The sequence below is a fragment of the Pseudomonas sp. D47 genome (assembly GCF_045447305.1).
Classification (GTDB): Bacteria; Pseudomonadota; Gammaproteobacteria; order Pseudomonadales; family Pseudomonadaceae; genus Aquipseudomonas.
In genome coordinates this window covers 130,330-154,466 of record NZ_JBJGXU010000007.1, presented here as the reverse complement: position 1 = coordinate 154,466, position 24,137 = coordinate 130,330, and the positions used below count along the sequence as shown (strand labels likewise).

Annotated in this window: 21 protein-coding genes and 2 pseudogenes; 13 read left to right on the top strand and 10 right to left on the bottom strand. The window is 60.5% G+C overall.

Translation table 11 applies throughout. The features are described from left to right. The first annotated feature begins 174 nt into the window (after positions 1 to 174). Positions 175 to 663 carry a DUF1289 domain-containing protein gene (locus ACI77I_RS08075; RefSeq protein WP_094953836.1) on the top strand — a complete coding sequence of 163 codons (489 nt, stop codon included), beginning with the start codon at positions 175 to 177 and terminating at the stop codon, positions 661 to 663. 60 nt (positions 664 to 723) lie between these two features. On the opposite strand, the gene mdeB is transcribed toward ACI77I_RS08075, so the two are convergent. After that, on the bottom strand, positions 724 to 3,402 hold the full coding sequence (mdeB, locus tag ACI77I_RS08070) for an alpha-ketoglutarate dehydrogenase (protein WP_406997284.1): 2,679 nt from the start codon (positions 3,400 to 3,402) through the stop codon (positions 724 to 726). A 191-nt stretch (positions 3,403 to 3,593) separates the two neighbouring features. Between mdeB and ACI77I_RS08065 the strand changes: the two genes are divergently transcribed. Beyond that, positions 3,594 to 4,520 carry a class I SAM-dependent methyltransferase gene (locus tag ACI77I_RS08065; RefSeq protein WP_406997283.1) on the top strand — a complete coding sequence of 309 codons (927 nt, stop codon included), beginning with the start codon at positions 3,594 to 3,596 and terminating at the stop codon, positions 4,518 to 4,520. A gap of 148 nt (positions 4,521 to 4,668) precedes the next feature. Beyond that, positions 4,669 to 5,388, top strand: a complete 720-nt coding sequence (pcsA, locus tag ACI77I_RS08060) for a phosphatidylcholine synthase (RefSeq protein ID WP_094953839.1) — start codon at positions 4,669 to 4,671, stop codon at positions 5,386 to 5,388. Between the two features lie 1,033 nt (positions 5,389 to 6,421). On the opposite strand, the gene ACI77I_RS08055 is transcribed toward pcsA, so the two are convergent. After that, positions 6,422 to 8,569 carry a methyl-accepting chemotaxis protein gene (locus tag ACI77I_RS08055; RefSeq protein WP_094952541.1) on the bottom strand — a complete coding sequence of 716 codons (2,148 nt, stop codon included), beginning with the start codon at positions 8,567 to 8,569 and terminating at the stop codon, positions 6,422 to 6,424. 244 nt (positions 8,570 to 8,813) lie between these two features. On the opposite strand from ACI77I_RS08055, the gene ACI77I_RS08050 reads away from it, so the two are divergent. The 4 genes and pseudogenes from ACI77I_RS08050 (at position 8,814) to ACI77I_RS08035 (ending at position 12,937) form a co-directional block, all read left to right on the top strand. After that, positions 8,814 to 10,133, top strand: a complete 1,320-nt coding sequence (locus ACI77I_RS08050) for a Na+/H+ antiporter family protein (RefSeq protein WP_176462983.1) — start codon at positions 8,814 to 8,816, stop codon at positions 10,131 to 10,133. A gap of 178 nt (positions 10,134 to 10,311) precedes the next feature. Next, positions 10,312 to 11,142 (top strand): N-acetylmuramoyl-L-alanine amidase, encoded by an 831-nt coding sequence (locus ACI77I_RS08045; protein ID WP_406997291.1) that lies wholly within the window; start codon positions 10,312 to 10,314, stop codon positions 11,140 to 11,142. A 115-nt stretch (positions 11,143 to 11,257) separates the two neighbouring features. Further along, a pseudogene (locus tag ACI77I_RS08040) lies at positions 11,258 to 12,079 on the top strand (cache domain-containing protein); the annotation flags it as partial. A 36-nt stretch (positions 12,080 to 12,115) separates the two neighbouring features. Further along, entirely contained in the window at positions 12,116 to 12,937 is an 822-nt protein-coding gene (locus ACI77I_RS08035; RefSeq protein WP_406997290.1) for a methyl-accepting chemotaxis protein, read from the top strand. Between the two features lie 23 nt (positions 12,938 to 12,960). On the opposite strand, the pseudogene ACI77I_RS08030 reads toward ACI77I_RS08035, so the two are convergent. After that, positions 12,961 to 13,071 (bottom strand): annotated as a pseudogene (locus ACI77I_RS08030) (flagellar basal body rod C-terminal domain-containing protein); the annotation flags it as partial. A gap of 218 nt (positions 13,072 to 13,289) precedes the next feature. Continuing rightward, positions 13,290 to 14,603, bottom strand: a complete 1,314-nt coding sequence (gene yegQ, locus ACI77I_RS08025) for a tRNA 5-hydroxyuridine modification protein YegQ (protein ID WP_242155432.1) — start codon at positions 14,601 to 14,603, stop codon at positions 13,290 to 13,292. Positions 14,604 to 14,849: 246 nt separating this feature from the next. Between yegQ and ACI77I_RS08020 the strand changes: the two genes are divergently transcribed. Then, on the top strand, positions 14,850 to 15,917 hold the full coding sequence (locus tag ACI77I_RS08020) for an AI-2E family transporter (RefSeq protein WP_094952546.1): 1,068 nt from the start codon (positions 14,850 to 14,852) through the stop codon (positions 15,915 to 15,917). Between the two features lie 3 nt (positions 15,918 to 15,920). Here ACI77I_RS08020 and ACI77I_RS08015 read toward each other — a convergent pair whose 3' ends face one another. From ACI77I_RS08015 to ACI77I_RS08005, 3 genes are all read right to left on the bottom strand, one after another. Continuing rightward, positions 15,921 to 16,103 carry a hypothetical protein gene (locus tag ACI77I_RS08015; RefSeq protein ID WP_083359190.1) on the bottom strand — a complete coding sequence of 61 codons (183 nt, stop codon included), beginning with the start codon at positions 16,101 to 16,103 and terminating at the stop codon, positions 15,921 to 15,923. Positions 16,104 to 16,197: 94 nt separating this feature from the next. After that, positions 16,198 to 16,392, bottom strand: a complete 195-nt coding sequence (locus ACI77I_RS08010; protein ID WP_010211349.1) for a hypothetical protein — start codon at positions 16,390 to 16,392, stop codon at positions 16,198 to 16,200. Between the two features lie 234 nt (positions 16,393 to 16,626). After that, the gene (locus ACI77I_RS08005) at positions 16,627 to 16,980 is read right to left on the bottom strand and encodes a hypothetical protein (RefSeq protein WP_083359188.1); all 354 of its coding nucleotides are present in this window, start codon (positions 16,978 to 16,980) and stop codon (positions 16,627 to 16,629) included. Between the two features lie 156 nt (positions 16,981 to 17,136). On the opposite strand from ACI77I_RS08005, the gene ACI77I_RS08000 reads away from it, so the two are divergent. After that, a complete protein-coding gene (locus ACI77I_RS08000) occupies positions 17,137 to 17,955 on the top strand; it encodes a shikimate 5-dehydrogenase (protein ID WP_406997282.1) in 819 nt (272 codons plus the stop codon). Between the two features lie 119 nt (positions 17,956 to 18,074). On the opposite strand, the gene ACI77I_RS07995 is transcribed toward ACI77I_RS08000, so the two are convergent. Next, complete coding sequence (locus ACI77I_RS07995; RefSeq protein ID WP_094952548.1) at positions 18,075 to 18,725, bottom strand: YceH family protein; 651 nt, start codon at positions 18,723 to 18,725, stop codon at positions 18,075 to 18,077. Between the two features lie 116 nt (positions 18,726 to 18,841). Here ACI77I_RS07995 and ACI77I_RS07990 point away from each other — a divergent pair, with 116 nt between their 5' ends. Then, a complete protein-coding gene (locus ACI77I_RS07990) occupies positions 18,842 to 19,351 on the top strand; it encodes a DUF1993 family protein (RefSeq protein ID WP_094952549.1) in 510 nt (169 codons plus the stop codon). A gap of 91 nt (positions 19,352 to 19,442) precedes the next feature. On the opposite strand, the gene sstT is transcribed toward ACI77I_RS07990, so the two are convergent. Then, positions 19,443 to 20,663 carry a serine/threonine transporter SstT gene (sstT, locus tag ACI77I_RS07985; protein ID WP_406997281.1) on the bottom strand — a complete coding sequence of 407 codons (1,221 nt, stop codon included), beginning with the start codon at positions 20,661 to 20,663 and terminating at the stop codon, positions 19,443 to 19,445. A gap of 240 nt (positions 20,664 to 20,903) precedes the next feature. Between sstT and ACI77I_RS07980 the strand changes: the two genes are divergently transcribed. After that, positions 20,904 to 22,058 (top strand): MFS transporter, encoded by a 1,155-nt coding sequence (locus ACI77I_RS07980; RefSeq protein ID WP_242155435.1) that lies wholly within the window; start codon positions 20,904 to 20,906, stop codon positions 22,056 to 22,058. A gap of 3 nt (positions 22,059 to 22,061) precedes the next feature. Here ACI77I_RS07980 and nhaR read toward each other — a convergent pair whose 3' ends face one another. After that, positions 22,062 to 22,964: a transcriptional activator NhaR gene (gene nhaR / locus ACI77I_RS07975; protein ID WP_406997280.1), complete on the bottom strand. Its 903-nt coding sequence runs from the start codon at positions 22,962 to 22,964 to the stop codon at positions 22,062 to 22,064. A gap of 134 nt (positions 22,965 to 23,098) precedes the next feature. On the opposite strand from nhaR, the gene ACI77I_RS07970 reads away from it, so the two are divergent. Continuing rightward, entirely contained in the window at positions 23,099 to 23,350 is a 252-nt protein-coding gene (locus tag ACI77I_RS07970) for a hypothetical protein (RefSeq protein WP_094952553.1), read from the top strand. Between the two features lie 28 nt (positions 23,351 to 23,378). After that, positions 23,379 to 24,128 (top strand): TerC family protein, encoded by a 750-nt coding sequence (locus ACI77I_RS07965; RefSeq protein ID WP_406997279.1) that lies wholly within the window; start codon positions 23,379 to 23,381, stop codon positions 24,126 to 24,128. Positions 24,129 to 24,137: the final 9 nt, after the last annotated feature.

Sequence of the window (24,137 nt, the reverse complement as noted above, 5' to 3'; positions counted from 1 at the left end):
CGGCGCGTTGAGCTGGGATTAATCCACGGCATAGATCTAAAAATGTGGGCGCGGGCTTGCTCGCGAATACAGTGTGTCAGTCGATGCATCCAGTGACTGACCCACCGGATTCGCGAGCAAGCCCGCTCCCACATTGGGTCCGTGGTGTTCTATAGACTTTGCACATTACTTTTTATGCCCAATCAAACCATCAAGACCCCCTGCGTCGGCCTGTGTTCCACCGTTTACGGTGATCTGGTCTGTCGGGGCTGCAAGCGTTATCACCATGAAGTCATTCAGTGGAATGGCTACAACGCCGACGAAAAACAGGCCGTGTGGTTGCGTCTGGAGCAGTTACTGGTGCAGGTGATGGCGAGCAAGCTGGAAGTGCTCGACCCGCAGCGCCTGCGCCAGCAGCTGGAAGACCGCAAGATTCGCTTTATGCCGCACCAGTCGCCGTATTGCTGGGCGTATCAGTTGATTGCGCGGGGCGCGCGGGTGATTTCCAGGCTGGATGCGTATGGCTTGGCGTTGCTGCCGGCGTTTCGTGAGCGCAACCTGACCGATTTGCGCGATGCGATTGATCGGGAGTTTTTTCTGCTTTCTGAGGCGCATTACGAGCGGTACATCGCACCTGGGTTTCTGAAAGAGGCATTTGGGCCAGCCCTGATCGCCACTTTCTAACAACCCCCCCAAAACACTGTGGGCGCTGGCTTGCCAGCGCCCACATCTGACTTGTGTTGTTCAGCACATCCAGGAACCCGCCCGCTCCGTCTGCAAGCCATAGCGCTCAATCGCCTGCTGACATACCTCCCGCGCCAAACGCCCCTGCTCCACCAACGCCGTGAGCGCCGCCAGCACGATGTGGTGCCGGCCCACCTCGAAGAAGTCACGCAATGCCGCCCGCGTGTCACTGCGGCCGAAACCGTCGGTGCCGAGCACGGTGTAGCTGGAATCCAGGTACGAGGCGATCATCTGCGGCACCGCCCGTACATAGTCGGATACGGCAATCACCGGTGCGCCTTTAGGCAGGCATTCATTCACATGGCTGCAACGCTTGTCGCCTTGCGGGTGCAGGCGATTCCATCGCTCCACTTCCCGCGCCTCCCGGGCCAGTTCGCTGAAACTGGTGACGCTGAACACCTCGCTCGCCACTTGCCAATCATCGGCCAGCAACTGCGCGGCCGCCTGGGCTTCGCGCACCAGCGTGCCTGAACCGAGCAAGCGCACCTGGGCGGCGGCGGCGCCTTGCAGGCGGTACATGCCCTTGATGATTGCCGCTTCCACGCCTTGGGGCAGGCTCGGCTGTGGGTAGTTTTCGTTCATCAGGGTCACGTAGTAAAACTCGTCCACATCGTGTTCGAGCATCTGGCGCATGCCGTGGTCGAGGATCACCGCAAACTCGCCAGCAAACGCCGGGTCGTAGGCGCGGCAATTGGGCACGGTGGCGGCGGTGAGGTGGCTGCTGCCGTCCTGATGTTGCAACCCTTCGCCGCCCAAGGTGGTGCGCCCGGCCGTGGCGCCAAGTAGGAAGCCGCGAGCACGCTGATCGGCGGCGGCCCAGATCAGGTCGCCGACGCGCTGGAAGCCGAACATCGAGTAGTAGATGTAAAACGGCAACATGCGCAGGCCATGCACCGAATAGCTGGTGGCCGCCGCCACCCATGAACTGATGGCGCTGGCTTCGCTGATGCCTTCTTCGAGGATCTGCCCGTCGGTGGCTTCGCGGTAGCTGAGGATCGAGCCGATGTCTTCCGGCTCGTAACGCTGGCCGACGCTGGAATAGATGCCGATCTGCTTGAACAGGTTGGCCATGCCGAAGGTGCGCGCCTCATCGGCGACGATCGGCACGATGCGCGGGCCTAGAGCCTTGTCCTTGAGCAGATGGGTGAGCATGCGCACGAAGGCCATGGTGGTGGACATTTCCTTGCCTTCGGCCGCCGTGGCGAAACCGGCGTAGCCCATCACCGGCGGGACGCTGACAGGCGCGGCGAGCGGGCTGCGGCTCGGCACATAACCGCCCAGCGCGTGACGGCGCTGATGCAGGTAGCGCAATTCCAGGCTGTCAGCGGCCGGTTTGAAGAAACTCAGCGACTCAGTCTGCGCGTCCGACAGCGGCAATTGGAAGCGATTGCGAAAGGTGATCAGCGCGTCGCGATCGAGCTTCTTCTGCTGGTGCGTGGTCATCTTGCCCTGCCCGGCTTCGCCCATGCCGAAGCCCTTTTTGGTCTGGGCCAGGATCACCGTCGGCTGGCCTTTGACCCGGCGCGCGGCGTGGTAGGCGGCGTGGATCTTGACCATGTCATGGCCGCCACGCTTGAGGCGGTCAATTTGCTCATCACTCATGCCCTCGACCAGCTTGGCCAGTGACTCGCTTTGGCCGAAGAAGTGCTCACGGTTGTAGGCGCCGTCCTTGGCGGCGAACGTCTGGAATTGCCCGTCGACGGTCTGCGACAGCGTGTTCACCAGCGAGCCGTCGCTGTCCTTGGCAAGCAAGGCGTCCCAATCCGAGCCCCAGACCAGCTTGATCACGTTCCAACCGGCACCGGCAAACAACGCCTCCAGTTCGTCGATGATCCGCCCATTGCCGCGCACCGGACCGTCGAGGCGTTGCAGGTTACAGTTGACCACCCAGGTCAGGTTGTCCAAGCCTTCGCGCGCGGCCAAGGTCAGCGCCGACATGCTTTCCGGCTCGTCCATTTCGCCGTCGCCGAATACGCCCCACACGTGGCGGTCGGTGGTGTCGAGCAAATCGCGATGCTGCAGGTAGCGCATGAAGCGCGCCTGGAAAATCGAGCTGATCGGGCCGATGCCCATAGAGCCGGTGGGGAACTGCCAGAAGTCCGGCATCAACCACGGATGCGGGTAGCTGGAGAGGCCGCGTGCGCCGTTTTTTGGCCCGCCGATCTCCTGGCGGTAATGCGCCAGGTCGTTTTCAGTCAGGCGGCCTTCCAGGTAGGCGCGCGCATAAATGCCCGGCGCGGAATGCGGCTGGTAGAACACCAGGTCGCCGCCAAAACCTTCGTTACGGGCGCGAAAGAAGTGATTGAAGCCCACTTCGAACAAATCCGCCGCGCTCGCATAGCTGGCGATATGGCCACCGAGTTCGCCGTACGCCTGATTGGCGCGCACCACCATGGCCAGGGCGTTCCAACGCACCAGCGACGCCAGGCGCTCTTCGGTGGCGAGGTCGCCGGGAAAGGCCGGCTGTTGCTCAACACCGATGCTGTTGATGTAGGGCGTGCCGTGGCGGGGTTTCCAGTCGATGTGCGGGGCGCTGCCTTCGCGGGCCAGCAGGTCGAGGATCTGCCGCGCCCGTTCGGGACCGGCGCTGGCCACCAGCGAGGCCAGCGCATCACGCCATTCGTCCTGCTCTACCTGATCCAACGCCGTGTGATTGACTGCACTCGCGAAACCGTTCATGGGCACCTCCGGGCTTTTTTTCCAGTTTATGTCGGTGCCTGAGGATTTTTTGCCTGTTATCAGGCGCAGGTTTGAGTTTTTTGAGCATGAATCACTGCCAATCCATTTTTTACCAGCACGTTGTGCTCAAGCCACACGAGACGTTGCAACTGTGTTTAAAATGCCGCCCGCTCAATGACCGACGCTAACCGATGACCCCAGACGCACTCGCCACCCTGCACGCCCACCTGCTCACCGCCCTGGCCAGCACGCCCGCTGAAACCCGGCGCCTGTTCCACGGCCGGGGCCGCTGCTGGCCGGGCCTGGAACAGCTGACAGTGGACTGGTTGCAAGGCGTGGTGCTGGTCGCGCTGTTCAAGGAGCCTGAGGCTACGCAGCTGGACGCGTTGAAACAGCTGCTGGTTGAGTTCGACTGGGCCCAACATGGCGCGCATACCGTCGCCCTGCAACATCGCTACCTGCCGCAAAGCACCACCGAGTGGCTGGTGGGCGAAGCGGTTGATGAGCTGACCATCACCGAGGGCGGCCTGCGTTACCTGATCGACCTGGGTAAAAAACAGAACAGCGGGCTGTTCCTCGATATGCGCTATGGGCGCAACTGGGTGCGCCAGCAGGCCAAGGGCCAACGCGTGCTGAACCTGTTTGCCTATACCTGCGGCTTCTCGGTCGCGGCCATCGAAGGCGGCGCCGACCATGTGGTGAACCTGGACATGGCCCGCGGCGCCCTCAGCCGTGGTCGCGATAACCATCGCTTGAATGGTCATGACCTGGGCAATGTCACCTTCCTGGGCCACGACCTTTTCAAATCCTGGGCCAAGGTGACCCACAGCGGCCCCTATGACTTGGTGATCATCGACCCGCCGTCCTTCCAGAAAGGCAGTTTCCTGCTGACCAAGGACTACCAGCGCGTGCTGCGCCGCTTGCCGGATTTGCTCACCCCACACGGCACCGTCCTGGCGTGCATGAACGACCCGGCGTTCGGCGAAGACTTCCTGATCGACGGCGTCACCCGCGAAGCACCGGGCCTGCGCTTTGTGGAACGGCTGCAAAATCCGCCTGAATTTCCGGATATCGACCCACAAAGTGGCTTGAAGGCGCTGGTGTTCCGTCAGGGTTGATGCTGAAACGTCCTACGCTTGCTACGCTAAGTGATACACCGGGTGGTGAACCTTATCCCCCCCTTCCCGGTCGATACCTGCATCCCCTGGCCAGACTCGACGGCGTTACGTTGTCGGCTGCCCTGTTTCACCTTTTGGAGAACCGCCCGTGATATCGACCCTGCATGTAGCCAGACTCAAAGCCTGGGGCGCCCACGGCTTTACCGCCACCGGCGTGGTGCTGGCCTTCCTGGCCACCTTGGCGCTGCTGGAAAACTCACCCAAGGCGTGCCTGCTCTGGCTGGGCCTGGCGTTGGTGGTTGATGGCGTTGACGGCTCCCTGGCGCGACGGGTGAATGTCAGCACGGTGTTGCCAAGCTTCGACGGCTCGGTGCTGGACCTGGTGATTGATTACCTGACGTATGTGTTTATTCCGGCGTTGTTTATCTACCGCTATATCGATTTGCCGGACTTTACCCACCTGTTCACGGTGTCGGTGATCCTGGTGTCTTCGTTGTTCTGCTTCTGCAATGTGAACATGAAGAGCAAGGACAACTACTTTGTCGGCTTTCCCGCGGCCTGGAACGTGGTCGCCTTGTGCGTGTATATCATCCAGCCGGAAGCCTGGGTTACGTTGCTGACCGTGATTGGCTTGGCGCTGCTGACTGTGACGCCGATGAAGTTTTTGCATCCGTTTCGGGTTAAGCGGTTTATGCCGCTGAATATCGCCGTTACCACCATTTGGTTGCTGTGCAGCTTTTTGATGGTGGTGGATTATCCGAATACGAATCCTTGGACGTTTGGGTTGTGGTCGGTGATGTCGGCTTATTTCCTGGGGATTTGTGTGTGGCGTACGGGGTTGGAGTGGTGGGATAGACGCCACGGTTGAGCTAGGTCGGTTGAGTACATATCCGTTGCTGCGGTAACGGCTGCTTAGGGTTCCGCTCTTACAGCGGGTCACTTTTGTAAAGACACAAAAGTAACCAAAAAGTCTTCGCCCCACCACTCGGCACCTCGCTTAGGCTCGGTGTGCCCTCACTCCGGCTTTGGAGCGGGGGCCGCCGCCATGGGCCATCCTTGGCCCATCGCGGCTAAACCGGCGTCCTGCCGGTTTACCCCCGCTCCAAAGCCTGCGTTCGGCCAGCGTGGTTAACGGGGCGCCTAAGATCAAGATCAAAAGCAAGAGCACGGCGGCCTAGTAGCCGACCTGAGTGGTTAAATCAAAAGCAAAACCGAGGCGGCCTGACAGCCGACCTGATCTTGGAAACTGAAACTCAATCAAATGTGGGAGCTGGCTTGCCTGCGATGGCATCAACTGGTTATGCCTGATACACCGAGGTGCCTGCATCGCAGGCAAGCCAGCTCCCACAGAAAAGCAGAGCACTGCGGTCTGGCAGTCGAACTCGCTCCCACATTGGGATCTCATTACATCAGCTAGATAGGGTGGTGCTCTGCTTCTGCCTTGCTTTTGCTTCTACCACTCAGGTCGGCTACTAGGCCGCCGTGCTCTTGCTTTTGATCTTGCTTTTGATCTTGATCTTAGGCGCCCCGTTAACCACGATGGCCGAACGCAGGCTTGAATCCGTGGGTAACCCGGCAGGACGCCGGGTTAGCCGCGATGGGCCAAGGATGGCCCATGGCGGCGGCCCACGGATTCAAGCCGGAGTGAGGGCATGCCGAGCCTAGGCGAGGCACCGAGTGGTGGGGCAAGAGCCCTTTTGGTTACTTTTGGGGCTCTTTTCCAAAAGTGACCCGCCGTAAGGGCGGAACCCTACGAAGCCGTTACCGCAGCAACGGATATGTACTCACATCTACCTAAAAAACCCGTCAAAAGCTTAGCGCAACACAAAAAGTTGCGTAGATACCTATGGCCATCGCGGGTAAGCCCGACTCCCACATTAATCATTCGACATTTTGAAGATTTAGACCCTGAACTGATCCATCAACCCCTGCTGCTGATTAGCCAGGCTGTTCAACGCCTGGCTCACCCGCGCCGATTCATTTGCCTGCTCTGACAGCGACTCGGTCACATCCCGGATCGTCGCCACGTTGCTGTTGATCTCTTCGGCCACCGCGCTTTGCTCTTCGGCGGCGCTGGCGATTTGCAAGTTCATGTCGCTGATCACCGTGACCGCCTCGCCAATCTGGCGCAGGGCGGTGACCGCTTGGCCGACTTGCTCGACACTGCCCTGGGCCTGGCGATAGCTGTTGCCCATGGAGCCGACCACTTCGGTGGTGCCGTTTTGCAGTTGCTCGATCACCACGCGGGTTTCCTCAACCGATTCCTGGGTGCGCCGCGCCAGGTTGCGCACTTCGTCGGCGACCACGGCAAACCCACGGCCGGCCTCACCGGCACGCGCGGCTTCGATGGCGGCGTTGAGTGCCAGCAGGTTGGTTTGCTCGGCAATGCCCCGAATCACTTCCAGTACCGAACCGATTTTCTCGCTATTGGCCGCCAAGCCTTCGACCTGAACCATGGCGGTGCTCATGTCCGCCGCCAGGTGCCCGATGTTGGTGGTGGTGCGGTCGATCACGGTCAAGCCTTCGCGGGTGGCCTGGTCGGCATCGCGCGCAGCGTGTGCCGCTTGGGCGGCGCTGCGGGCCACGTCCTGTGCGGTGGCGCTCATTTCGTGGGAGGCGGTGGCCACTTGGTCAACTTGGCGGTATTGCTGCTCCATGCCGGCGCTGGTTTGTGTGGCAATCGCGGCGGACTGGTCGGCGGTGCCACGGGCGTCCTGAACCGAGCGTTTGACCTCGGCAATAATCGGTTGCAGCTTGTCGAGGAAGCGGTTGAACCAACCGGCCAGTTGCCCCAGCTCATCGTGTTTGTCGTAGGCCAGGCGGCGGGTCAGGTCGCCTTCGCCACTGGCAATGTCTTCCAGCATGCGCGCCACGCCGAGGATCGGCCGGGTCACGCTGCGCGCCATCAGCCACACCAGGACCAAGCCGACCACCGCCGCCAACAAGCCCAGGCTCAGTTCCAGCAAGGTGCCGCGGGTGTTATCGGCATCCAGTTGCGCCTTCAGTACTTCGGCGGGGCCGACCAGGACTGTTTCCGGCACATCCAGCAACACGCCCCACGGCTTGCCGCCGGGAATGGGTGCGAAGGGCGCCAATACCTTGAGTTGATGGTCGGTGCGCAAGCTATGGATCTGCGTGCTGGTCGCCAGTGCGCTGATCAATTGCGCGCCGCTGGCCGTGTCGACTTTATCCAGGCGCTGGCTGAGTTTGCTGGCGTCCGGGCTGTAGCCGGCGAGCAAACCGCTGGGGCTGAGGATGCTGACTTGGGTCTGGCCGTCATACAGCTTCTGGCTCGCCTGTTGGCTCACGGCCTGCAGGCTGTTGAGGTTGATGTCCACCGACAGCGAGGCGATGACTTTGCCGTTGACCATCAACGGGAACACGATGCTGGTCATCAGCACGTTTTGCCCGTCGATTACATAAAAGTACGGTTCGATCACGCAGGGTTTCAGGGAGGTGCGCGGGCACGTGAACCAGGCGTTGGCTTTTTCTCCGCTCGGCCCGACGCTGGTGTCGGCCATGTCACTTTCCGGCAGCGACATGGAAGTCAGCTTGCCCGGCGTCGGCTGCGACCAGTACAGGGCAAAGCGGCCTTTGTCATTGCTGCCCAGCTCCGCCTGGTTGGCGAACAACTCATCTTTGCCATCCAGCGCGTTGGCTTCGAACACGAGCGACAAACCGAGCAGGTCTGGGTTGGCCTGTAGCGCGGCCTTGACCTGGCGGGTCAGGTCTTCGCGGGTGTCGAAGGCGTCGAGGAAGCGCTTTTCGGCCTGTTCGCGCAAAAACAGCACTTGGCGGGAAAAACCATGACCGTACTGGTAGGCGTCCATGAATTGCTGGCGAATCCCCAACGCCTGCACTTCACCTTGGGCCTCGATGCGCGCCTGGGCAGACTCGTCGAGCATTTGCATACTCGAGGCTTTAACCTGCTGCGAGCTGTGCTCCATGCGATACAGCGACAGACCCACCAGCAGGGTCACGATCCCCAGCAGGCACAGGCCGGCGAGCAGGGTGATTTTCCATTGAATGGAGAGCTGTCTGAGGGGCATCGAGGAGCATCCTTAACCTGAAAACGCAGAGAGCCTCTGTATCGGCCGTTATTGTTGCTTCTTTATTATTTAAACGTTCAATTTAATGCTGAAAGCGACGCCGCTTTTTGACATGCGCGCCCGCCTGCTGCAAAGTGCGCGCCCTCTAATAAGACCTCCTAAAGCCTGCACGCCGGCAGCCAACCCCATGGCCGCTCGGACGCGGGCATGCCTGTTTTTATGTTTCTGTCTTGAGGTAACCATGATTAACGCAGTCATCGCCGCGGTCGGCACCATGCTGGTGCTCAGTTTGTCCCGCGTGCATGTGGTCATCGCCATCATTGTTGGCGCCCTGGTGGGTGGCTTGACCGGTGGCCTGGGCATTGAGGCCACGCTCAAGGCCTTCAACGGCGGTTTGGGTGGCGGCGCGACCGTGGCGTTGTCCTACGCCTTGCTCGGCGCTTTCGCGGTGGCGATTGCCAAGTCCGGCCTGGCCCATGCCCTGGCGGACAAGGCGTTGACGCTGGTGGACCGCCAGGAAGCCACCGGCGGCAGCCACGTCAAATGGCTGCTGATCGGCCTGTTGTGGGTGGTGGCGATTGCCTCGCAGAACATCCTGCCGATCCACATCGCATTTATCCCGCTGCTGGTGCCGCCGCTGTTATACGTGCTGACCAAGCTGCAACTGGACCGCCGGCTGATCGCCTGTGTAATGACCTTCGGCCTGATCACCCCGTATATGTTCCTGCCGGTGGGCTTCGGCAACATCTTTCTCAACCAGATCCTGCTGGCCAACGTGGCCAAGAGCGGCGTGGACATCAGCCAGGTCAACGTCACCCACGCCATGGGCCTACCGGCGCTGGGCATGGTGGTTGGCTTGCTGGTGGCGGTGTTTGTCAGTTACCGCAAAAAACGCGTGTACGACCTGGAGAAAATCGAGCGGGTCGAGCAGGTGGCAGTGCAGTACAACCCGCTGACCCTGCTGGTGGCCGGGCTGGCGATTGCTTCGGCGTTCATCATTCAGCTGTGGCTGGACTCGATGATCATCGGCGCCCTGGCTGGGTTCCTGATCTTTTCGGTGTCGGGCATTGTGCGCTGGCGCGAAACCGACGATTTGTTCACCGAAGGCATGAAGATGATGGCGATGATCGGCTTCATCATGATCGCCTCCTCGGGCTTTGCCGAAGTGCTCAAGGCCACCGGTGACGTGCGCTCGCTGGTGGAAGCCTCGGCGGCGTTTATCGGCCACAGCCGTGGCGTGGGCGCGTTGCTGATGTTGCTGGTGGGGCTGCTGGTGACGATGGGCATTGGTTCGTCGTTTTCCACGGTGCCGATTCTTGCGGCGATTTTTGTGCCGTTGTGTGTGCAGTTGGGGTTCAGCCCGCTGGCCATTGTGTGCATCGTCGGCACCGCAGGTGCGCTTGGCGATGCTGGCTCGCCTGCGTCGGATTCCACCCTCGGGCCGACCTCTGGGCTCAATATTGATGGTCAGCACCATCACATCTGGGACACGGTGGTGCCGACCTTCTTGCACTACAACATTCCGTTGTTGGCGTTTGGGTGGCTGGCAGCGATGACCCTTTAGTGCTTGCAGGCGTGTAGCGACACCCTCGGTGATTGAGGCTAAACAGAGAATTTGCCTGAAGGTGCTCTTTTTTATGTAAGACCTTTCTCTATTCGGCACTCAGGCAGCATCTGTGCGGTATTTGGGTGGCAAGGGTCTTTACATTCTTGAGCATCTTATTCGCCGCTCAGGTACACCGATGAAAACGCTGATCCTTTTCCTAGCCATCCTGACCATGGCAGGCTGCACCACGGGCCCGAAAAACCTCATCGCAAAAAACGGTTACGCCATAGACACCACACATGAGTCCCAAAGCCAGAACGAACGGGTCCGCCATTTAGTCCTGCATTACACAGTCCTTGACGACCACCACTCCCTTCAAGCGCTGACCAGCGGCACCGCCAGCGCTCATTACCTGGCTTTTACTACGCCGCCCACGCACCACGAACTACCCGTAGCTCTGCAGTTGGTGCCGGAGGGGAGGCGCGCCTGGCACGCCGGGGTCAGCCAATGGGCAAGCCGCAATAACCTTAATGACACGTCTATCGGTATCGAAATCGTCAATGCTGGCTTTATCGAGGGACCCACCGGGCGGCTATGGTTCCCGTACACCGAAGCACAGCTGACGTTGGTCAAGCGCCTCTCAGCAGACTTGATCAAGCGTTATGGCATCGAGCCGCAAAATGTGGTCGCTCACAGTGACATTGCCCCTTTGCGTAAATCAGACCCCGGCCCGTTATTTCCCTGGCAGGCATTTTCCGAACACGGCATAGGCGCTTGGCCCGACGCGGTCACCGTACAAAAGCACCTTGCCCAGCGCCCCGAGTTCCAACGGGTTGAAGCCGGTACGTTGCAAAAAGCCCTTGCTGCTTATGGCTACAAAATTGCGCAAACCGGAGTGCTGGACGAAGAAACCCGCCAAGTGTTTCGCGCGTTCCAAATGCATTTTCGTCCGGCTGGTATCTCGGGCATCCCCGACGCCCAGACCGAGGCTATTGCATTGGCCCTGGTGGAAAAATACAGACCCTGAGCGCCAAGGAGTACCGACCTGAAGGGTGAGCTCGGCGACACGTCGTTTGAGTCCTTTAGAATCCAGGCAGTTGGCCGTTAACCTCTCAAGTCGCCCCTAATAAGAGAGAAATGCCATGCGTCTGAGCTTGAAGGCCAAAGTCCTGTCCCTCGCCGTCGTGCCGGTGTTGTTGTTTGCTGTGGTCATCAGCCTGACCACCGTGTGGATCCTCCAGGGCCAGGCGCGCAACGAGGTGGATGAAACCCGCCAGCGCCTGCTCAACAACGCCAAGGCCACCCTGCAAAGCTATGTAGAAGTGGCCATGACCACCGTCAAACCGCTCTACGACGCTGCCGCCCCTGGTGATACCGCCGCGCGGGCTGAGGTGGTCAAGTTGCTCTCCAACACCACCTACGGCAAGGACGGTTACTTTTTCGGCTACGACTCCGAGACCATTCGCCTGTTCAAGGGCAACAGCCCGGACGGCGTGGGCAAGAGCTTCAAGGACAACCGCGACCCTAACGGCGTCTACGTCAACCGCGACCTGGTCAAGGTCGGCAAGGATGGCACTCACTACCTGCAATACAGCTCGACCCAGCCCGGCCAGAGTGAACTGGTGCCCAAGCTCGGCTACACCGAATACCTGCCCAAGTGGGACATGGTGATTGGTACCTCGGTGAACCTCGATGGTATCGAAGCCCAGGTGGCGGTGGTCGAAGCCAAGGTTGAGAAACGCATGGAAGGCGTGCTGCTGAGCATTCTTGGTGTCGCTGTGGTGGTGTTGCTGGTGATTGCCGCCGTGGGCATGGTGACGGCCAATACCATCCTGCGTCCGTTGAGCTTGATGAAAGCCAACCTCGACGATATCGCGGCGGGCGAGGGTGACTTGACCCGCCGTCTGGCGATCACCAGCCAAGATGAACTGGGCGATCTGGCCGGTGCGTTCAACCGGTTTGTCGACAAGATCCACGGGCTGGTGCGCCAGATCACCGAGATGACCTCGCAGCTCACCGGGCTGGTCGGGCAGGTGTCTGAGCAAGCCCAACGCTCGGAAACCGCGATGGAGCGCCAGCGTCACGAAACGGACCAAGTGGCCACGGCCATTAACCAGATGTCCTCCGCGGCCCACGAAGTCGCCCGCAGTGCCCAGGGCGCCGCCGACGCTGCGCAACAGACCGACGCCGAGGGCCAGGCGGCCAAGCGCGTGGTAGACGGCAGCATCGCGCAGATCCATGCGCTGGTGAACGACATTCGCAGCAGCGGTGTGTCCCTCGACAGCCTGCAGCAGGATGTGTCGTCGATTGTCAGCGTGCTCGGGGTGATCCGCTCGATTGCTGAACAGACCAACCTGCTGGCGCTCAACGCCGCCATCGAAGCCGCGCGGGCCGGTGAGGCCGGGCGCGGTTTTGCCGTGGTCGCCGACGAAGTGCGCGCCCTGGCCAGCCGTACCCAGACCAGCACCCAGGAAATCCAGGGCATGATCGACCGCCTGCAAAAAGGCACCGAAGCCGCCGTGGACGCGATGCGCCGCTCCAGCGATGCCGGCGACGGCACCTCGGCCCAGGCCAACCAAGCCGGGGCGTCGCTGGACACCATGGCCCAACTGATCGGCACCATCAACTCAATGAACGCGCAAATCGCCAGCGCCGCCGAAGAGCAGACCGCCGTGGCCGAAGAGATCAACCGCAGCGTGCATCAGATAGCCGTGGCGGTGGACAGCGTGGCCGACGAAACCCAACTGGGCGCCCAGACCTCACGCAGCCTGGCGGATTTGGGCCAGCGCTTGGGGCAATTGGTGGGGCAGTTCAGGATCTGATCTTCAGTGCATGGCCGGCAGCAGGTCATCTGTATCAAGGTCTTGAGGATCGTGCTCTCCGTCGAGATGGTCTTCGCGTTCGCCTGATAGTTGCTCTGGGCCTTGATCAGTTCCACCCGTTCGTTGGTCATGTTGGCCATGTTGACCACCACACCGCCGGGGTTGGCAGCGGCACCGTTGGCTTTCCACACGCAGCCGGTGCCCGGTAGCCCGTTGGCAATGGCCAGGGCGGTGTTGGAGGCCGTGCTCGGCGGGGTGACGATGCCGCTGAGTGTGCGCAAGGCGCATGGACGTTCGTGGGAGCCTGTATAGAGAGCCGGTGGAGGCCGCGGATTATTTACGTGGCGCCGGGTTAGAGGTCGCGCATCAGCAGGCCGAAGCGCAGGTCCATCTCGGCCGGGAGCGGCACATACACGGTGTGCCCATCGCCCGGCGCCACCTCGATGGCTTCGCCCTTGGCGTTGTGCAGTGTGGCCAGGTCAAAGTGAAAGTTGCCGGCGGGGGTCATCAGTTCGAGGTGGTTGCCCACGGCGAAGCGATTCTTGACCTTGACCTCGGCCAGCTCGCCACGGCGTTCGCCGGTCAATTCCCCGACAAACTGCTGGCGCTCCGAGACTGAACTGCCGTTCTGGTAGTTCTGGTATTCGTCGTGCACGTGGCGGCGCAGGAAACCTTCGGTGTAGCCGCGCTGGGCCAGGGATTCCAGGTCGGTCATCAGGGTGCGGTCAAATGCGCGGCCGGCCACCGCGTCATCGATGGCCTGGCGATACACCTGGGTGGTGCGTGCGCAGTAGAAGTGCGATTTGGTGCGGCCTTCGATCTTCAGCGAATGCACGCCCATGTGCGTCAGGCGCTCCACGTGCTGCACGGCGCGCAGGTCCTTGGCGTTCATGATGTAGGTGCCGTGTTCATCCTCGAACGCGGGCATGTGCTCATCGGGGCGGTTGGCTTCCTGCAACAGGAACACTTGATCGGTCGGCGCGCCGATGCCCAAGGTCGGCTGGAATTGCTGGACGATCTCGCCCGTGGCGTTTTCCACGGCCGGCGTGGCCTGGTACTTCCAACGGCACGCGTTGGTGCAGGTGCCTTGGTTGGCATCGCGTTTGTTCATATAGCCGGATAACAAACAGCGCCCGGAATAGGCCATGCACAAGGCGCCGTGCACGAACACTTCCAGCTCCATGGTCGGCACCTGCTGGCGGATCTCGTCGATCTCTTCCAACGACAGCTCGCGTGACAGGATCACCCGGCAGATGCCTTGCTGCTGCCAGAACTCCACGCTGGCCCAATTCACGGTATTGGCCTGCACCGACAAGTGAATCGGCATCAGCGGGAAGTGGCGCCGCACCAGCATGATCAGACCTGGGTCGGACATGATCAGCGCATCCGGGCCCATGGCGATCACCGGCGCCAGGTCCTTGAGGAAGGTCTTGAGCTTGGCGTTGTGCGGCGCGATGTTCACCACCACGTAGAAGCGCTTGCCCAGCGCGTGGGCTTCCTGGATGCCGAGGGCCAGGTGGGCGTGGTCGAATTCGTTGTTGCGTACGCGCAGGCTGTAGCGCGGCTGGCCGGCGTAGACCGCGTCGGCGCCGTAGGCGAAGGCGTAGCGCATGTTTTTCAGGGTGCCGGCGGGGGCGAGCAGTTCGGGGGCGATCACAGGGGGCATGGGCTCACGTCGCAAAAGGTCGCGAGGGTAGTGGAGCTTGAGGTGGGATTTATTGATCCAGGTCGGCCTTTGCTGATTTTTTATCATGACTTGATTGATGCGCAGGGCGAGTGCGAAGACTCAGGCTTCAAGCCCTTGAATCAGGCCGTCTATGCTGGTTGGAGAATCAAGGGCACTCCCAGGATTGGCTGCGGACTAAGCAACAGGGCCTACACAGGGCCTTTGCTTTTCTGACATGGACCGGACATGAATCAAACCAACCTGCAATTCAAAACCCTGCTGTTGCTGCTGGCCCTGGTGACCATCGCCTTCATCTGGATATTGCTGCCGTTCTACGGCGCGGTGTTCTGGGCGGTGATCCTCGGCATTATCTTTGCCCCGATGCAGCGGCGCCTGCAACAGCGGTTCAGTTGGAACCGCAACCTGACGTCGCTGGCGACCCTGACGGTGTGCCTGATCATTGCGATTCTGCCGGTGATCATCACCAGCATATTGCTGGTGCAAGAGGGCGCGACCCTCTACAAAAACATCGAAAGCGGCAAATTGGATGTGGCCGGGTACATCGAGCAGTTCAAGAACGTGCTGCCGCCGTACTTTCAGCACCTGCTGGACCGTTTCGGCATGGGCAACCTGGAAGGCCTGCGGGAGAAAATCGTCAAGAGCGCGATGCAAGGCAGCCAGTTCTTTGCGACCCAGGCATTCAGCTTCGGCCAGGGCACGTTTGATTTCCTGGTGAGCTTTTTCATCATGCTGTATCTGTTGTTTTTCCTGCTGCGTGATGGCCCCGAGCTGGTACGCAAGGTGCGCACGGCGGTGCCGCTGGCCGAGCCGCAAAAGCGTCGCTTGCAGCTCAAGTTCAACCGGGTGGTGCGGGCCACAGTCAAAGGCAACGTATTGGTGGCCGTGACCCAAGGCGCGCTGGGCGGTTTGATCTTCTGGTTTCTGGACATTCCCAGTGCCTTGCTCTGGGCGGTGTTGATGGCGTTTCTGTCACTGCTGCCGGCGGTGGGCGCGGGGATTGTGTGGGGGCCGGTGGCCGCCTACTTCCTGTTGAGCGGTTCGATCTGGCAGGGCGTGGTGCTGGCGTTGTTCGGCGTATTTGTGATCGGGTTGGTGGACAACGTGCTGCGTCCGATCCTGGTGGGCAAGGACACTAAAATGCCCGACTATTTGATCCTGATCTCGACCCTGGGCGGCCTGTCGGTGTTTGGCCTGAACGGGTTTGTGATCGGGCCGCTGGTGGCGGCGTTGTTCATGTCCAGTTGGGCGCTGTTTGTGGAGAGCAAGCCGCGGGTCAAGCTGCCGCTGCCTTGAGCATCACGCGTGCAGCCTGAACGTGGACGCTTGTTGCAGCTGTTTTTGTGCGGCGGATAACGAGGTGAGCGGGCCGCTGATGGGCTCGCCATCGCGTACCAGGTACCAGCAGGCCAGTAATCCATGCTCGCGAAGAGAGGCGGGGACGGCGCTGCCGATGACGGACATGATCTGGACAGTGGGCATGATAGATACCTCCGATTGCTATGGAGGCCACCTTAAGCGGTGAATGCACGCAGGAAAAATCACCTGGCTCGATAGTCGACATCAACGCTAAGCGTCAATCCACGACCTGATCCAGCATGTTCACCACTTCCTGCTCACTGAGCAGGCCCTTGCGCACCAGGTTTTCTGCCAGCAAAGCCAGGAACTTCGCGCTGCGGTGGCCTTCCAGGTGCTTGAGTTCGGTGAGTGCGCTGTAGACCTTACTGGAGGTACACAGGCCGGCGGTGCGGTGTGGGTTCTGCGTGGGCATGGTCAGTCGTCCTTGTTGTTATTGGGTGGACAGGGTCAATTGTGAGACTGTTTCGTGACGTAAACATGACAGCGCGAGTATCGGTCCGGCAAGTAGACATTGGCCTTAATGATGTGCGATTACGGCCATGCCATTGTCCTCATAGCGACCTTGGCACTCTAAATCCGGACTTTGCGGGCAAAAAAAAAGGCCCCGCGTGTAGGCGAGGCCTGTGCCTGTCATGTCAGTTAAGTGTTACCAGCCGCGACGGTAATAGCCGTGGGGAGGGCCGTAGTAGCCACGCGGTGGGCCGTAATAGACCGGCGCCGGGCGGTAATAAACCTGCTGTTGCACATACACCGGCGGTGGCGGTGCGTAGTAGACCGGCGGCGGAGCGGCATACACCGGCTGCGGCTGGACGTACACCGGCTGCTGCACGTAAACCTCACGCGGTTGGCTGGCAACCACGGAGCCCACGACAGCTGCGCCCACTAACGCACCCAAGACGGCCGGGCCACCCCATCCACCACCGTGGGCGGAGGCTTGGCCTGCCATAGCGAGTGCACCGATAAGCAAGGCGATCTTGGGGATTTTACGAATCATGGTCATTCCTCGGTTAGCCCCTGCGCTTGTGGTCTGCAATCAATAGACTCAAGGATTGTCGCGGGGATACTTTTAAGACAGCGTGTTTCTGAAAAACAGCACAGCCGATAGGTAAAGGTTGTGTAAGGTCTGTACCCAATTGCTTACTCAAAGGAGTTACCCATGCAGATGCACCCCAACAAGGACACCCAACTGTGCATGTCATTGTCGGCGCGCCCTGGAAATTTTGGCTTGCGTTTCCATAACCATCTGTATGAACAGCTGGGTCTGAACTTCTACTATAAGGCCTTCAGCAGCCAGGATTTACCCGGCGCGATCGGCGGTATACGTGCGTTGGGCGTGCGCGGCTGCGGTGTTTCCATGCCGTTCAAGGAGGCCAGCATTGCCCTGGTCGATGAGCTGGACGACTCGGTCAAGGCCATCACGTCCCTCAATACCATCGTCAACACCAATGGCCACCTCAAGGCCTACAACACGGACTACATCGCTGTCGAACAACTGCTGAAAAAGCACGCGGTACCGAAGGATTCGACCTTTGCCCTGCGTGGCAGCGGCGGCATGGGCAAGGCCGTGGCCAGCGCTTTGCGCGACGGCGGTTACGCCAACGGCGTGATTGTGGCGCGTAACGAGGTAGCGGGCCGGGCGTTGGCCCAGAACTTGGGGTATGAATGGCTGCCGGAATTGGGTGACCTGCGCCCGCAGATGTTGGTCAACGTGACGCCGATCGGCATGAGCGGTGGGGCGCAGGCGAATCAATTGGCGTTTGACGCTGAGGCTGTGGATGCGGCCGATACGCTATTTGATGTGGTGGCGATCCCCGCCGAAACGCCGCTGATCGTGCGCGGGCGTGCCAAAGGCAAACGCGTGATTACCGGGCTGGAAGTGATCGCGATCCAGGCGTTGGAGCAGTTTGTGCTGTACACCGGCGTGCGGCCGACTGATGAGCAGTTTAAGGCGGCAGTGGCCTTCGCCCGAGGCTAAGCCTTGTACATAGTCAATGTGGGAGCGGGCTTGCTCGCGAAGGCGGTGTGTCAGTCAATAGATGAACCGACTGATTAGCCGCTTTCGCGAGCAAGACCGCTCCCACATGTTTGACCGAGTTAAGCCTGTTCCAGCTGGGCCAGGCGCTCTTCCAACGCAGCAATCCTGGCTTCAAGCTCTTCGATACGATCCAGAGAGACTGCACCAGCCGACCGCTCCACCGGACTCCCGCGCGCCGCCAGAATCACCTCGATATCCGCCGGATCCCCCAGCGCGTGGGTATACCGGTCTTCCCGCTGCCCCGCCTGTTTCGGCACCAGCACCGCCAGCCCGCGCGCAATCAGGCGCTCCAGCTGGTGCACGACCTGCTCGGCATCTTCAAAGTCATGCATGCGCCCGCTGCGGGTCAGCAGCTCATTGACGGTTTGCGGCCCGCGCAGGAACAGCAGCCCGATCAGGATCACCTGTGCCGGTACCAGCTCCAGCGCCTTGTCCACGCGATGCTCCCAACGGTCGGCGCGGCTGCCCATCACCAGGCGGGTAAAGCCCTGGCCTTCCAGCGCGCGCAGGCTTTGGCCGACCTGGCCTTGGCTGAGGTTGGTCACCGGCTCGCGGCTAGTCTTCTGGTTACAGGCCAGCACCAGGGCGTTGAGGGTCAGGGGGTAGGTTTCCGGGTTGGTCGCCTGTTTTTCGATCAGGCAGCCCAGGATGCGGATTTCCGTGCTGTTCAGGCGCGGCTCAGGGGTCTCGGTGTCGTGCTCGGCGGTCATCGCGCTTTCCCTATGCAGTGAATGCACTAGCCTAAGCTGGAAAAAATAAAAGACAAGCAGCTGGCATGTCTATAATCGCCGCTGGTTCCAAACCCTGCCATAACCGCGAGACTGTCATGACTATTTCCCTGTACGCCGCCTCCATCCCGGTCTTCAAGCAAATGCTCAACGCCCTGAGCGATGTGCTGAACAAAGCCGAAGCCCACGCCACCGCCAAGAACATCGAGCCGAACGCACTGCTGCAAGCGCGCCTGTTCCCGGACATGTTCCAACTGGTACGCCAGGTGCAGATCGCCGTCGACTTCGCCAAGGGTGTTTCCGCACGCCTGGCCGAGATCGAAGTGCCGAAGTACGAAGACAGCGAAGTGACCTTTGCCGACCTGCAGGCACTGATCGCCAAGGTGCTGGCATTTGTCGACACCATCAAGCCTGAGCAAGTCGACGGCAAGGAAGGCATCGAGATCATCACCCGCCCAGGCACGCCGAAAGAGAAGCGCTTCAGCGGCCAGTCCTACCTGCTGACCTACGGCCTGCCGCAGTTCTTCTTCCACGTCACCACCGCTTACGCCTTGTTGCGTCACAACGGTGTGGAAGTGGGCAAGCGCGATTACATGGGCTCTTTCTAAATAGCCGCTTTCTAAATAGCCGCTTTCCAAGCCAAAAAAAGCCCGGGGTGGTTCTTCAATGAACCTCCCCGGGCTTTTTTGTGCCTGAGCGTTAAGCCGGTTGCTCTTCCTTGCCCAGGCACGCCGCCGCAGTAAACAGCACATCGGTGGACGAGTTGAGTGCGGTTTCCGCCGAATCCTGCAGCACGCCGATAATAAAACCGACGGCCACCACCTGCATGGCGATCTCGCTGGGAATACCGAACAGGCTGCACGCCAAGGGAATCAGCAGCAGCGAACCGCCGGCCACACCCGATGCACCACAGGCACACACCGCCGCAACCACGCTGAGCAGCACGGCGGTCGGCAGATCGACGGCAATCCCGAGGGTGTGCACGGCCGCCAGGGTCAACACGGTGATGGTCGTCGCGGCACCGGCCATGTTGATGGTGGCCCCCAGCGGGATCGACACCGAGTAGGTGTCTTCATGCAGGCCCAGGCGTTTGCTCAACGCCAGGTTCACCGGGATATTCGCCGCCGAGCTGCGAGTAAAGAACGCGGTGATGCCGCTTTCGCGCAGGCACAACAGCACCAGCGGGTACGGGTTACGGCGCAGTTTCCAGAACACGATGGCGGGGTTGACCACCAACGCCACGAACAGCATGCAGCCGATCAGCACCGCCAGCAGGTGCGCGTAGCCGAGCAGGGCGCCGAAACCGGAAGTGGCCAGGGTCGAGGCCACCAGGCCGAAGATGCCCAACGGTGCGAAGCGAATCACCACGCGCACAATCAGCGTTACCCCGTTGGACAGGTCATCCAGCACCGTGCGGGTCGTCTCGCCGGCATGGCGAATCGCTATGCCCATACCGATGGCCCAGGCCAGGATGCCGATGAAATTGGCATTCATCAGCGCACTGACCGGGTTATCCACCACGCTGAGCAGCAAGCTTTGCAGGACCTCGCCGATACCGCCGGGGGCGCTGATGGTGAGGTCATGGGAGGCCAGTACCAGCGTCGAGGGGAACAGCGTGCTGCCCACCACCGCGACGACGGCAGCCGCAAAGGTGCCCAGCAAGTACAGGAACAGGATCGGCTTGATATGGGTTTCCTGGCCATGTTTATGGCCGGCAATCGAAGCCATCACCAGCACAAACACCAGGATCGGCGCCACGGCCTTGAGCGCGGCGACAAACACCTTGCCGATAAAACCGCTGGCCTTGGCTGCCTCGGGCAACAGCAGGGCCAACAGTATGCCGGCGACCAGGCCGATGAGGATTTGCGTGACCAGGCTGACGCGGGTCAGGCGCTGGAAGAGGGAAGGGGCGGCAGTCATAAACAGTTGTCTCTAGTTCTTTTAATGGGAAGCAGCATTGCAGGCAGGAAGCGCAGATGAAAGCAGGCGCAAAGTCTAACATGCTGTAGGAAGCGTCCCGTTCAGTGCGACATTCCGTCACCGCGGCCGTAGGCTTTGGCCATATCCCGACATACTCTGTTAACATTCTCGTCTCTCACCTTTCCTATCCGTCAGCGAGCCCTTCGGGCTGTCGTTGATGTCGTCGTTTCTGGAGTTTTCATGCTGTTTCCCATCCTGCTGCTGTCGGCTGCCGGCTTTACTGTGCTGACCACAGAATTCATCATCGTCGGCCTGTTGCCGGCCATTGCCCGGGACTTGCATGTCAGCGTGTCCCAGGCCGGGCTGCTGGTGACCCTGTTCGCCTTTACCGTGGCGGCGTTCGGCCCGTTTCTCACGGCGTACTTCGCACGCTTCCCACGCAAACGGCTGTTTATCAGCATCCTGATCATGTTCGGGGTGGCCAATACCGTGGCGGCATTGGCGCCGAATATTTGGGTGATGGCCTTTGCACGGTTGATTCCGGCGCTAGGGTTGCCGGTGTTCTGGGCCTTGGCCAGTGAAACCGCGGTGGACATCGTCGGCCCGGAATACGCCGGGCGCGCCATCGAAAAGATTGGTTTCGGCATCGTCTGCGCCACGGTGTTCGGCATCCCCGTGGGCACCTTGATTTCCGACATGTTCGGCTGGCGCACCGCGTTTGCCATCCTCGCCGTCGTGGCGTTGGCCAAAGCGTTGCTGCTGTTCATCTACCTGCCGGTGACAAAACCGAAGAACGATCAGGTGACGCTGCGCTCGCAGTTCAAGATCCTGCGTAACCCGGTGATGCAGGGCCATATTTTGCTGTCGATCCTGGTGTTCAGCGGCATGTTCACCGCCTACACCTACCTGGCGGATATCCTCGAGCGCCTGGCCGGCTTTGACGGCACACTGGTGGGCTGGTGCTTGATGGGCTTTGGCGCAGTGGGCTTGATCGGCAACTCCCTGGGTGGGCGCGCAGTGGATCGCCACCCGTTGATCGCGTCCATGGTGTTCTGCGGCTTCATGATCGCGGGCATGGTGGCCTTGGTCCCGGCGATTCACTCACCGGTCGGCCTGGCGGCGGCCATGGCGGTGTGGGGCGTGACCCAGGCGGCGATGTTCCTGGTCAGCCACGTGCGCTTGATGAAGGCCGCACCCCATGCGCCGGCGTTTGCCGCCTCGTTGAACATTGCCGGGGCCAACCTGGGGATTGGCCTGGGGGCGATGGTCGGCGGGCATGTGATCGACACCCTCGGCCTTGGCAGCCTGGGCTTTGCCGCCTCCGGGTTTATCCTGGTGTCGATCCTGCTGGCGCTGTGGCTGATGATTGCCAAACCGACCGCCGCCCGCGCCTGATCATCAGGGCAGGGCGGTAAACAGCTCGCGTCGCGCCCCTTCGGTAATCGCCATGATGCCGGGGTGCTTGACCTTGCGCTCCACCGAGATCGCGTAGAACGACTCGGTGACCGCATCGGTCTGGCCGATCAGCGCCACGCCGTACTGGCGCACCACCTCATCGGCAATCACGCTGGGCGCGATAAAGATCCCGCTGCCGGATTGGCCAAATGCCTGCATCAAGGCACTGTCGTCGAACTCGCCGATGATCTTCGGTTGAATCTGCTGCTCGGCAAACCAGCGCTGCAAGCGGCTGCGCACCACCGTTTCTGCACCCGGAATCAACAAGGGTGCGCCCTGCAGGCACTGTGGGAAATCGCCGCCGTATTGGTCAGCCAATGCCTGGGTGGCGAAAAAACTGATGCCGCATTCGCCCAGTTTCTGGCTGTAGCCCTTGATGTCCAGGTGCGTGGGCATGGGGCTGTCGGAAATTACCAGGTCCAGGCGCTGGATCGCCAAGTCGGCCAATAAACGTTCGAGTTTGTCCTCGCGGCAGGTGATGCGGATCGGCTCGCTCAGTTCCATGGTCGGTGCAATCAGCCGGTACACGATGGACTTGGGCACCACATCCGCGACCCCGACCCGGAACAGGATCTGCTGTTCATTGGGCTCTGCGCGCAACAACGCCTCCAACTCATTGCCGGTCTGGAACATCTGCTCGGCGTAGGGCAGGACGCGGCGCCCGGCTTCGGTGAGTTCCAACTGGCGCCCGACGCGCTGAAACAAAACGATGCCAAAGGTTTGCTCCAGCAGGCTGATCTGCCCGCTGATGGTCTGGGGCGTGAGGTTAAGTTGCTCACAGGCGCGTACGATGCTGCCGGTCTTGGCCACAACCCAGAAGTAATGCAGCTGTCGGTAATTGAGCATGGCGGGCTACACTTCGTAAAAAACGAAGTATACGTGAAAAAAATACGAATTTTCCTGAAGTGTTCGCGTGCATAGAATGCCTCGCTATCGAGGGGCCACTATTTGGACCCAATGGTTCTAACGAGGAATACATCATGAAACTCAATTCTCTGGGCGCCGCGTCGTTGCTTGCGCTTTCATTGGTAATGGTCAGCGGCTGTGATCAGGTGGAAAAGAGCGCCCAGCAAGTGCTGGGCAAGGCCACCGAATCCGCCAAGCAGGCTATCGATGAAACCCATAAAGCTGCCGAACAGGCATTGAGTGAAGCGACACAGGGCCTGATCAGCCCGGAAAAAAACGATGATCAGAAACAAAAAGAATCTGAATCAAGCAGCAAAGAAGCTTAACTCCCCAGCACAACGTCAGGACTGACCTATGGATTACCTTTTACAACTGGCTGCCAGCCCCACCGCCTGGGTCGCACTGGCCACCTTGATCGTCATGGAAATCGTGCTGGGCATCGATAACCTGATCTTTATCTCGATCCTCACCAACAAATTGCCCGAGAAGCACCGAGCCAAGGCGCGGCGCATCGGCATCAGCATGGCGCTGGTGTTACGCCTGGGCCTGTTGAGCACCATTGCGTTTATCGTGCAGTTGACGGCGCCAGTGTTCGAAATCTTCGGCCAGGCATTTTCGTGGAAGGACATGATCCTGATCGCCGGTGGCCTGTTCCTGGTGTGGAAGGCGACCACCGAGATCCACCACAGCATGGAGCCGGAGCCGGAGCAGAAGGAGTCCGTCAGTAACGTCGTGACCATTGGCTTTGCTGCGGCCATCGGCCAGATCCTGTTGCTCGACCTGGTGTTCTCCATCGACAGCATCATCACCGCCGTGGGCATGACCGAGCACTTGCCGATCATGATCATTGCTGTGGTGGTCTCGGTGATCGTGATGCTGGTGGCGGCTGAACCGCTGGCCAAGTTCATCAACGACAACCCGACCGTGGTGATGCTGGCCCTGGGCTTCCTGATCATGATCGGCATGACGTTGATCGCCGAAGGCTTCGGCGCCCATGTGCCAAAAGGCTACGTGTATGCGGCCATGGCGTTCTCGGCAGCGATTGAGTGCTTGAACATCGCAAGACGCAATCGCCATCAGCGTTTGCTCGCCGCCAGGCAGTAACGCCAGAAA

Excerpts from the sequence above, each read along its gene's own strand:
- ACI77I_RS07965 (WP_406997279.1), top strand. The coding sequence starts at position 23,379 with ATGGATTACCTTTTACAACTGGCTGCCAGCCCCACCGCCTGGGTCGCA.
- sstT (WP_406997281.1), bottom strand. The coding sequence starts at position 20,663 with ATGACTGCCGCCCCTTCCCTCTTCCAGCGCCTGACCCGCGTCAGCCTG.
- ACI77I_RS08000 (WP_406997282.1), top strand. The coding sequence starts at position 17,137 with ATGCAGATGCACCCCAACAAGGACACCCAACTGTGCATGTCATTGTCG.
- mdeB (WP_406997284.1), bottom strand. The coding sequence starts at position 3,402 with ATGAACGGTTTCGCGAGTGCAGTCAATCACACGGCGTTGGATCAGGTA.
- ACI77I_RS07980 (WP_242155435.1), top strand. The coding sequence starts at position 20,904 with ATGCTGTTTCCCATCCTGCTGCTGTCGGCTGCCGGCTTTACTGTGCTG.
- ACI77I_RS08035 (WP_406997290.1), top strand. The coding sequence starts at position 12,116 with ATGACCTCGCAGCTCACCGGGCTGGTCGGGCAGGTGTCTGAGCAAGCC.
- ACI77I_RS07970 (WP_094952553.1), top strand. The coding sequence starts at position 23,099 with ATGAAACTCAATTCTCTGGGCGCCGCGTCGTTGCTTGCGCTTTCATTG.
- ACI77I_RS08010 (WP_010211349.1), bottom strand. The coding sequence starts at position 16,392 with ATGCCCACGCAGAACCCACACCGCACCGCCGGCCTGTGTACCTCCAGT.
- ACI77I_RS08020 (WP_094952546.1), top strand. The coding sequence starts at position 14,850 with ATGAATCAAACCAACCTGCAATTCAAAACCCTGCTGTTGCTGCTGGCC.
- ACI77I_RS07995 (WP_094952548.1), bottom strand. The coding sequence starts at position 18,725 with ATGACCGCCGAGCACGACACCGAGACCCCTGAGCCGCGCCTGAACAGC.
- ACI77I_RS08065 (WP_406997283.1), top strand. The coding sequence starts at position 3,594 with ATGACCCCAGACGCACTCGCCACCCTGCACGCCCACCTGCTCACCGCC.
- nhaR (WP_406997280.1), bottom strand. The coding sequence starts at position 22,964 with ATGCTCAATTACCGACAGCTGCATTACTTCTGGGTTGTGGCCAAGACC.
- ACI77I_RS08045 (WP_406997291.1), top strand. The coding sequence starts at position 10,312 with ATGAAAACGCTGATCCTTTTCCTAGCCATCCTGACCATGGCAGGCTGC.
- ACI77I_RS08075 (WP_094953836.1), top strand. The coding sequence starts at position 175 with ATGCCCAATCAAACCATCAAGACCCCCTGCGTCGGCCTGTGTTCCACC.
- ACI77I_RS08055 (WP_094952541.1), bottom strand. The coding sequence starts at position 8,569 with ATGCCCCTCAGACAGCTCTCCATTCAATGGAAAATCACCCTGCTCGCC.
- ACI77I_RS07990 (WP_094952549.1), top strand. The coding sequence starts at position 18,842 with ATGACTATTTCCCTGTACGCCGCCTCCATCCCGGTCTTCAAGCAAATG.
- yegQ (WP_242155432.1), bottom strand. The coding sequence starts at position 14,603 with ATGCCCCCTGTGATCGCCCCCGAACTGCTCGCCCCCGCCGGCACCCTG.
- ACI77I_RS08005 (WP_083359188.1), bottom strand. The coding sequence starts at position 16,980 with ATGACCATGATTCGTAAAATCCCCAAGATCGCCTTGCTTATCGGTGCA.
- ACI77I_RS08015 (WP_083359190.1), bottom strand. The coding sequence starts at position 16,103 with ATGCCCACTGTCCAGATCATGTCCGTCATCGGCAGCGCCGTCCCCGCC.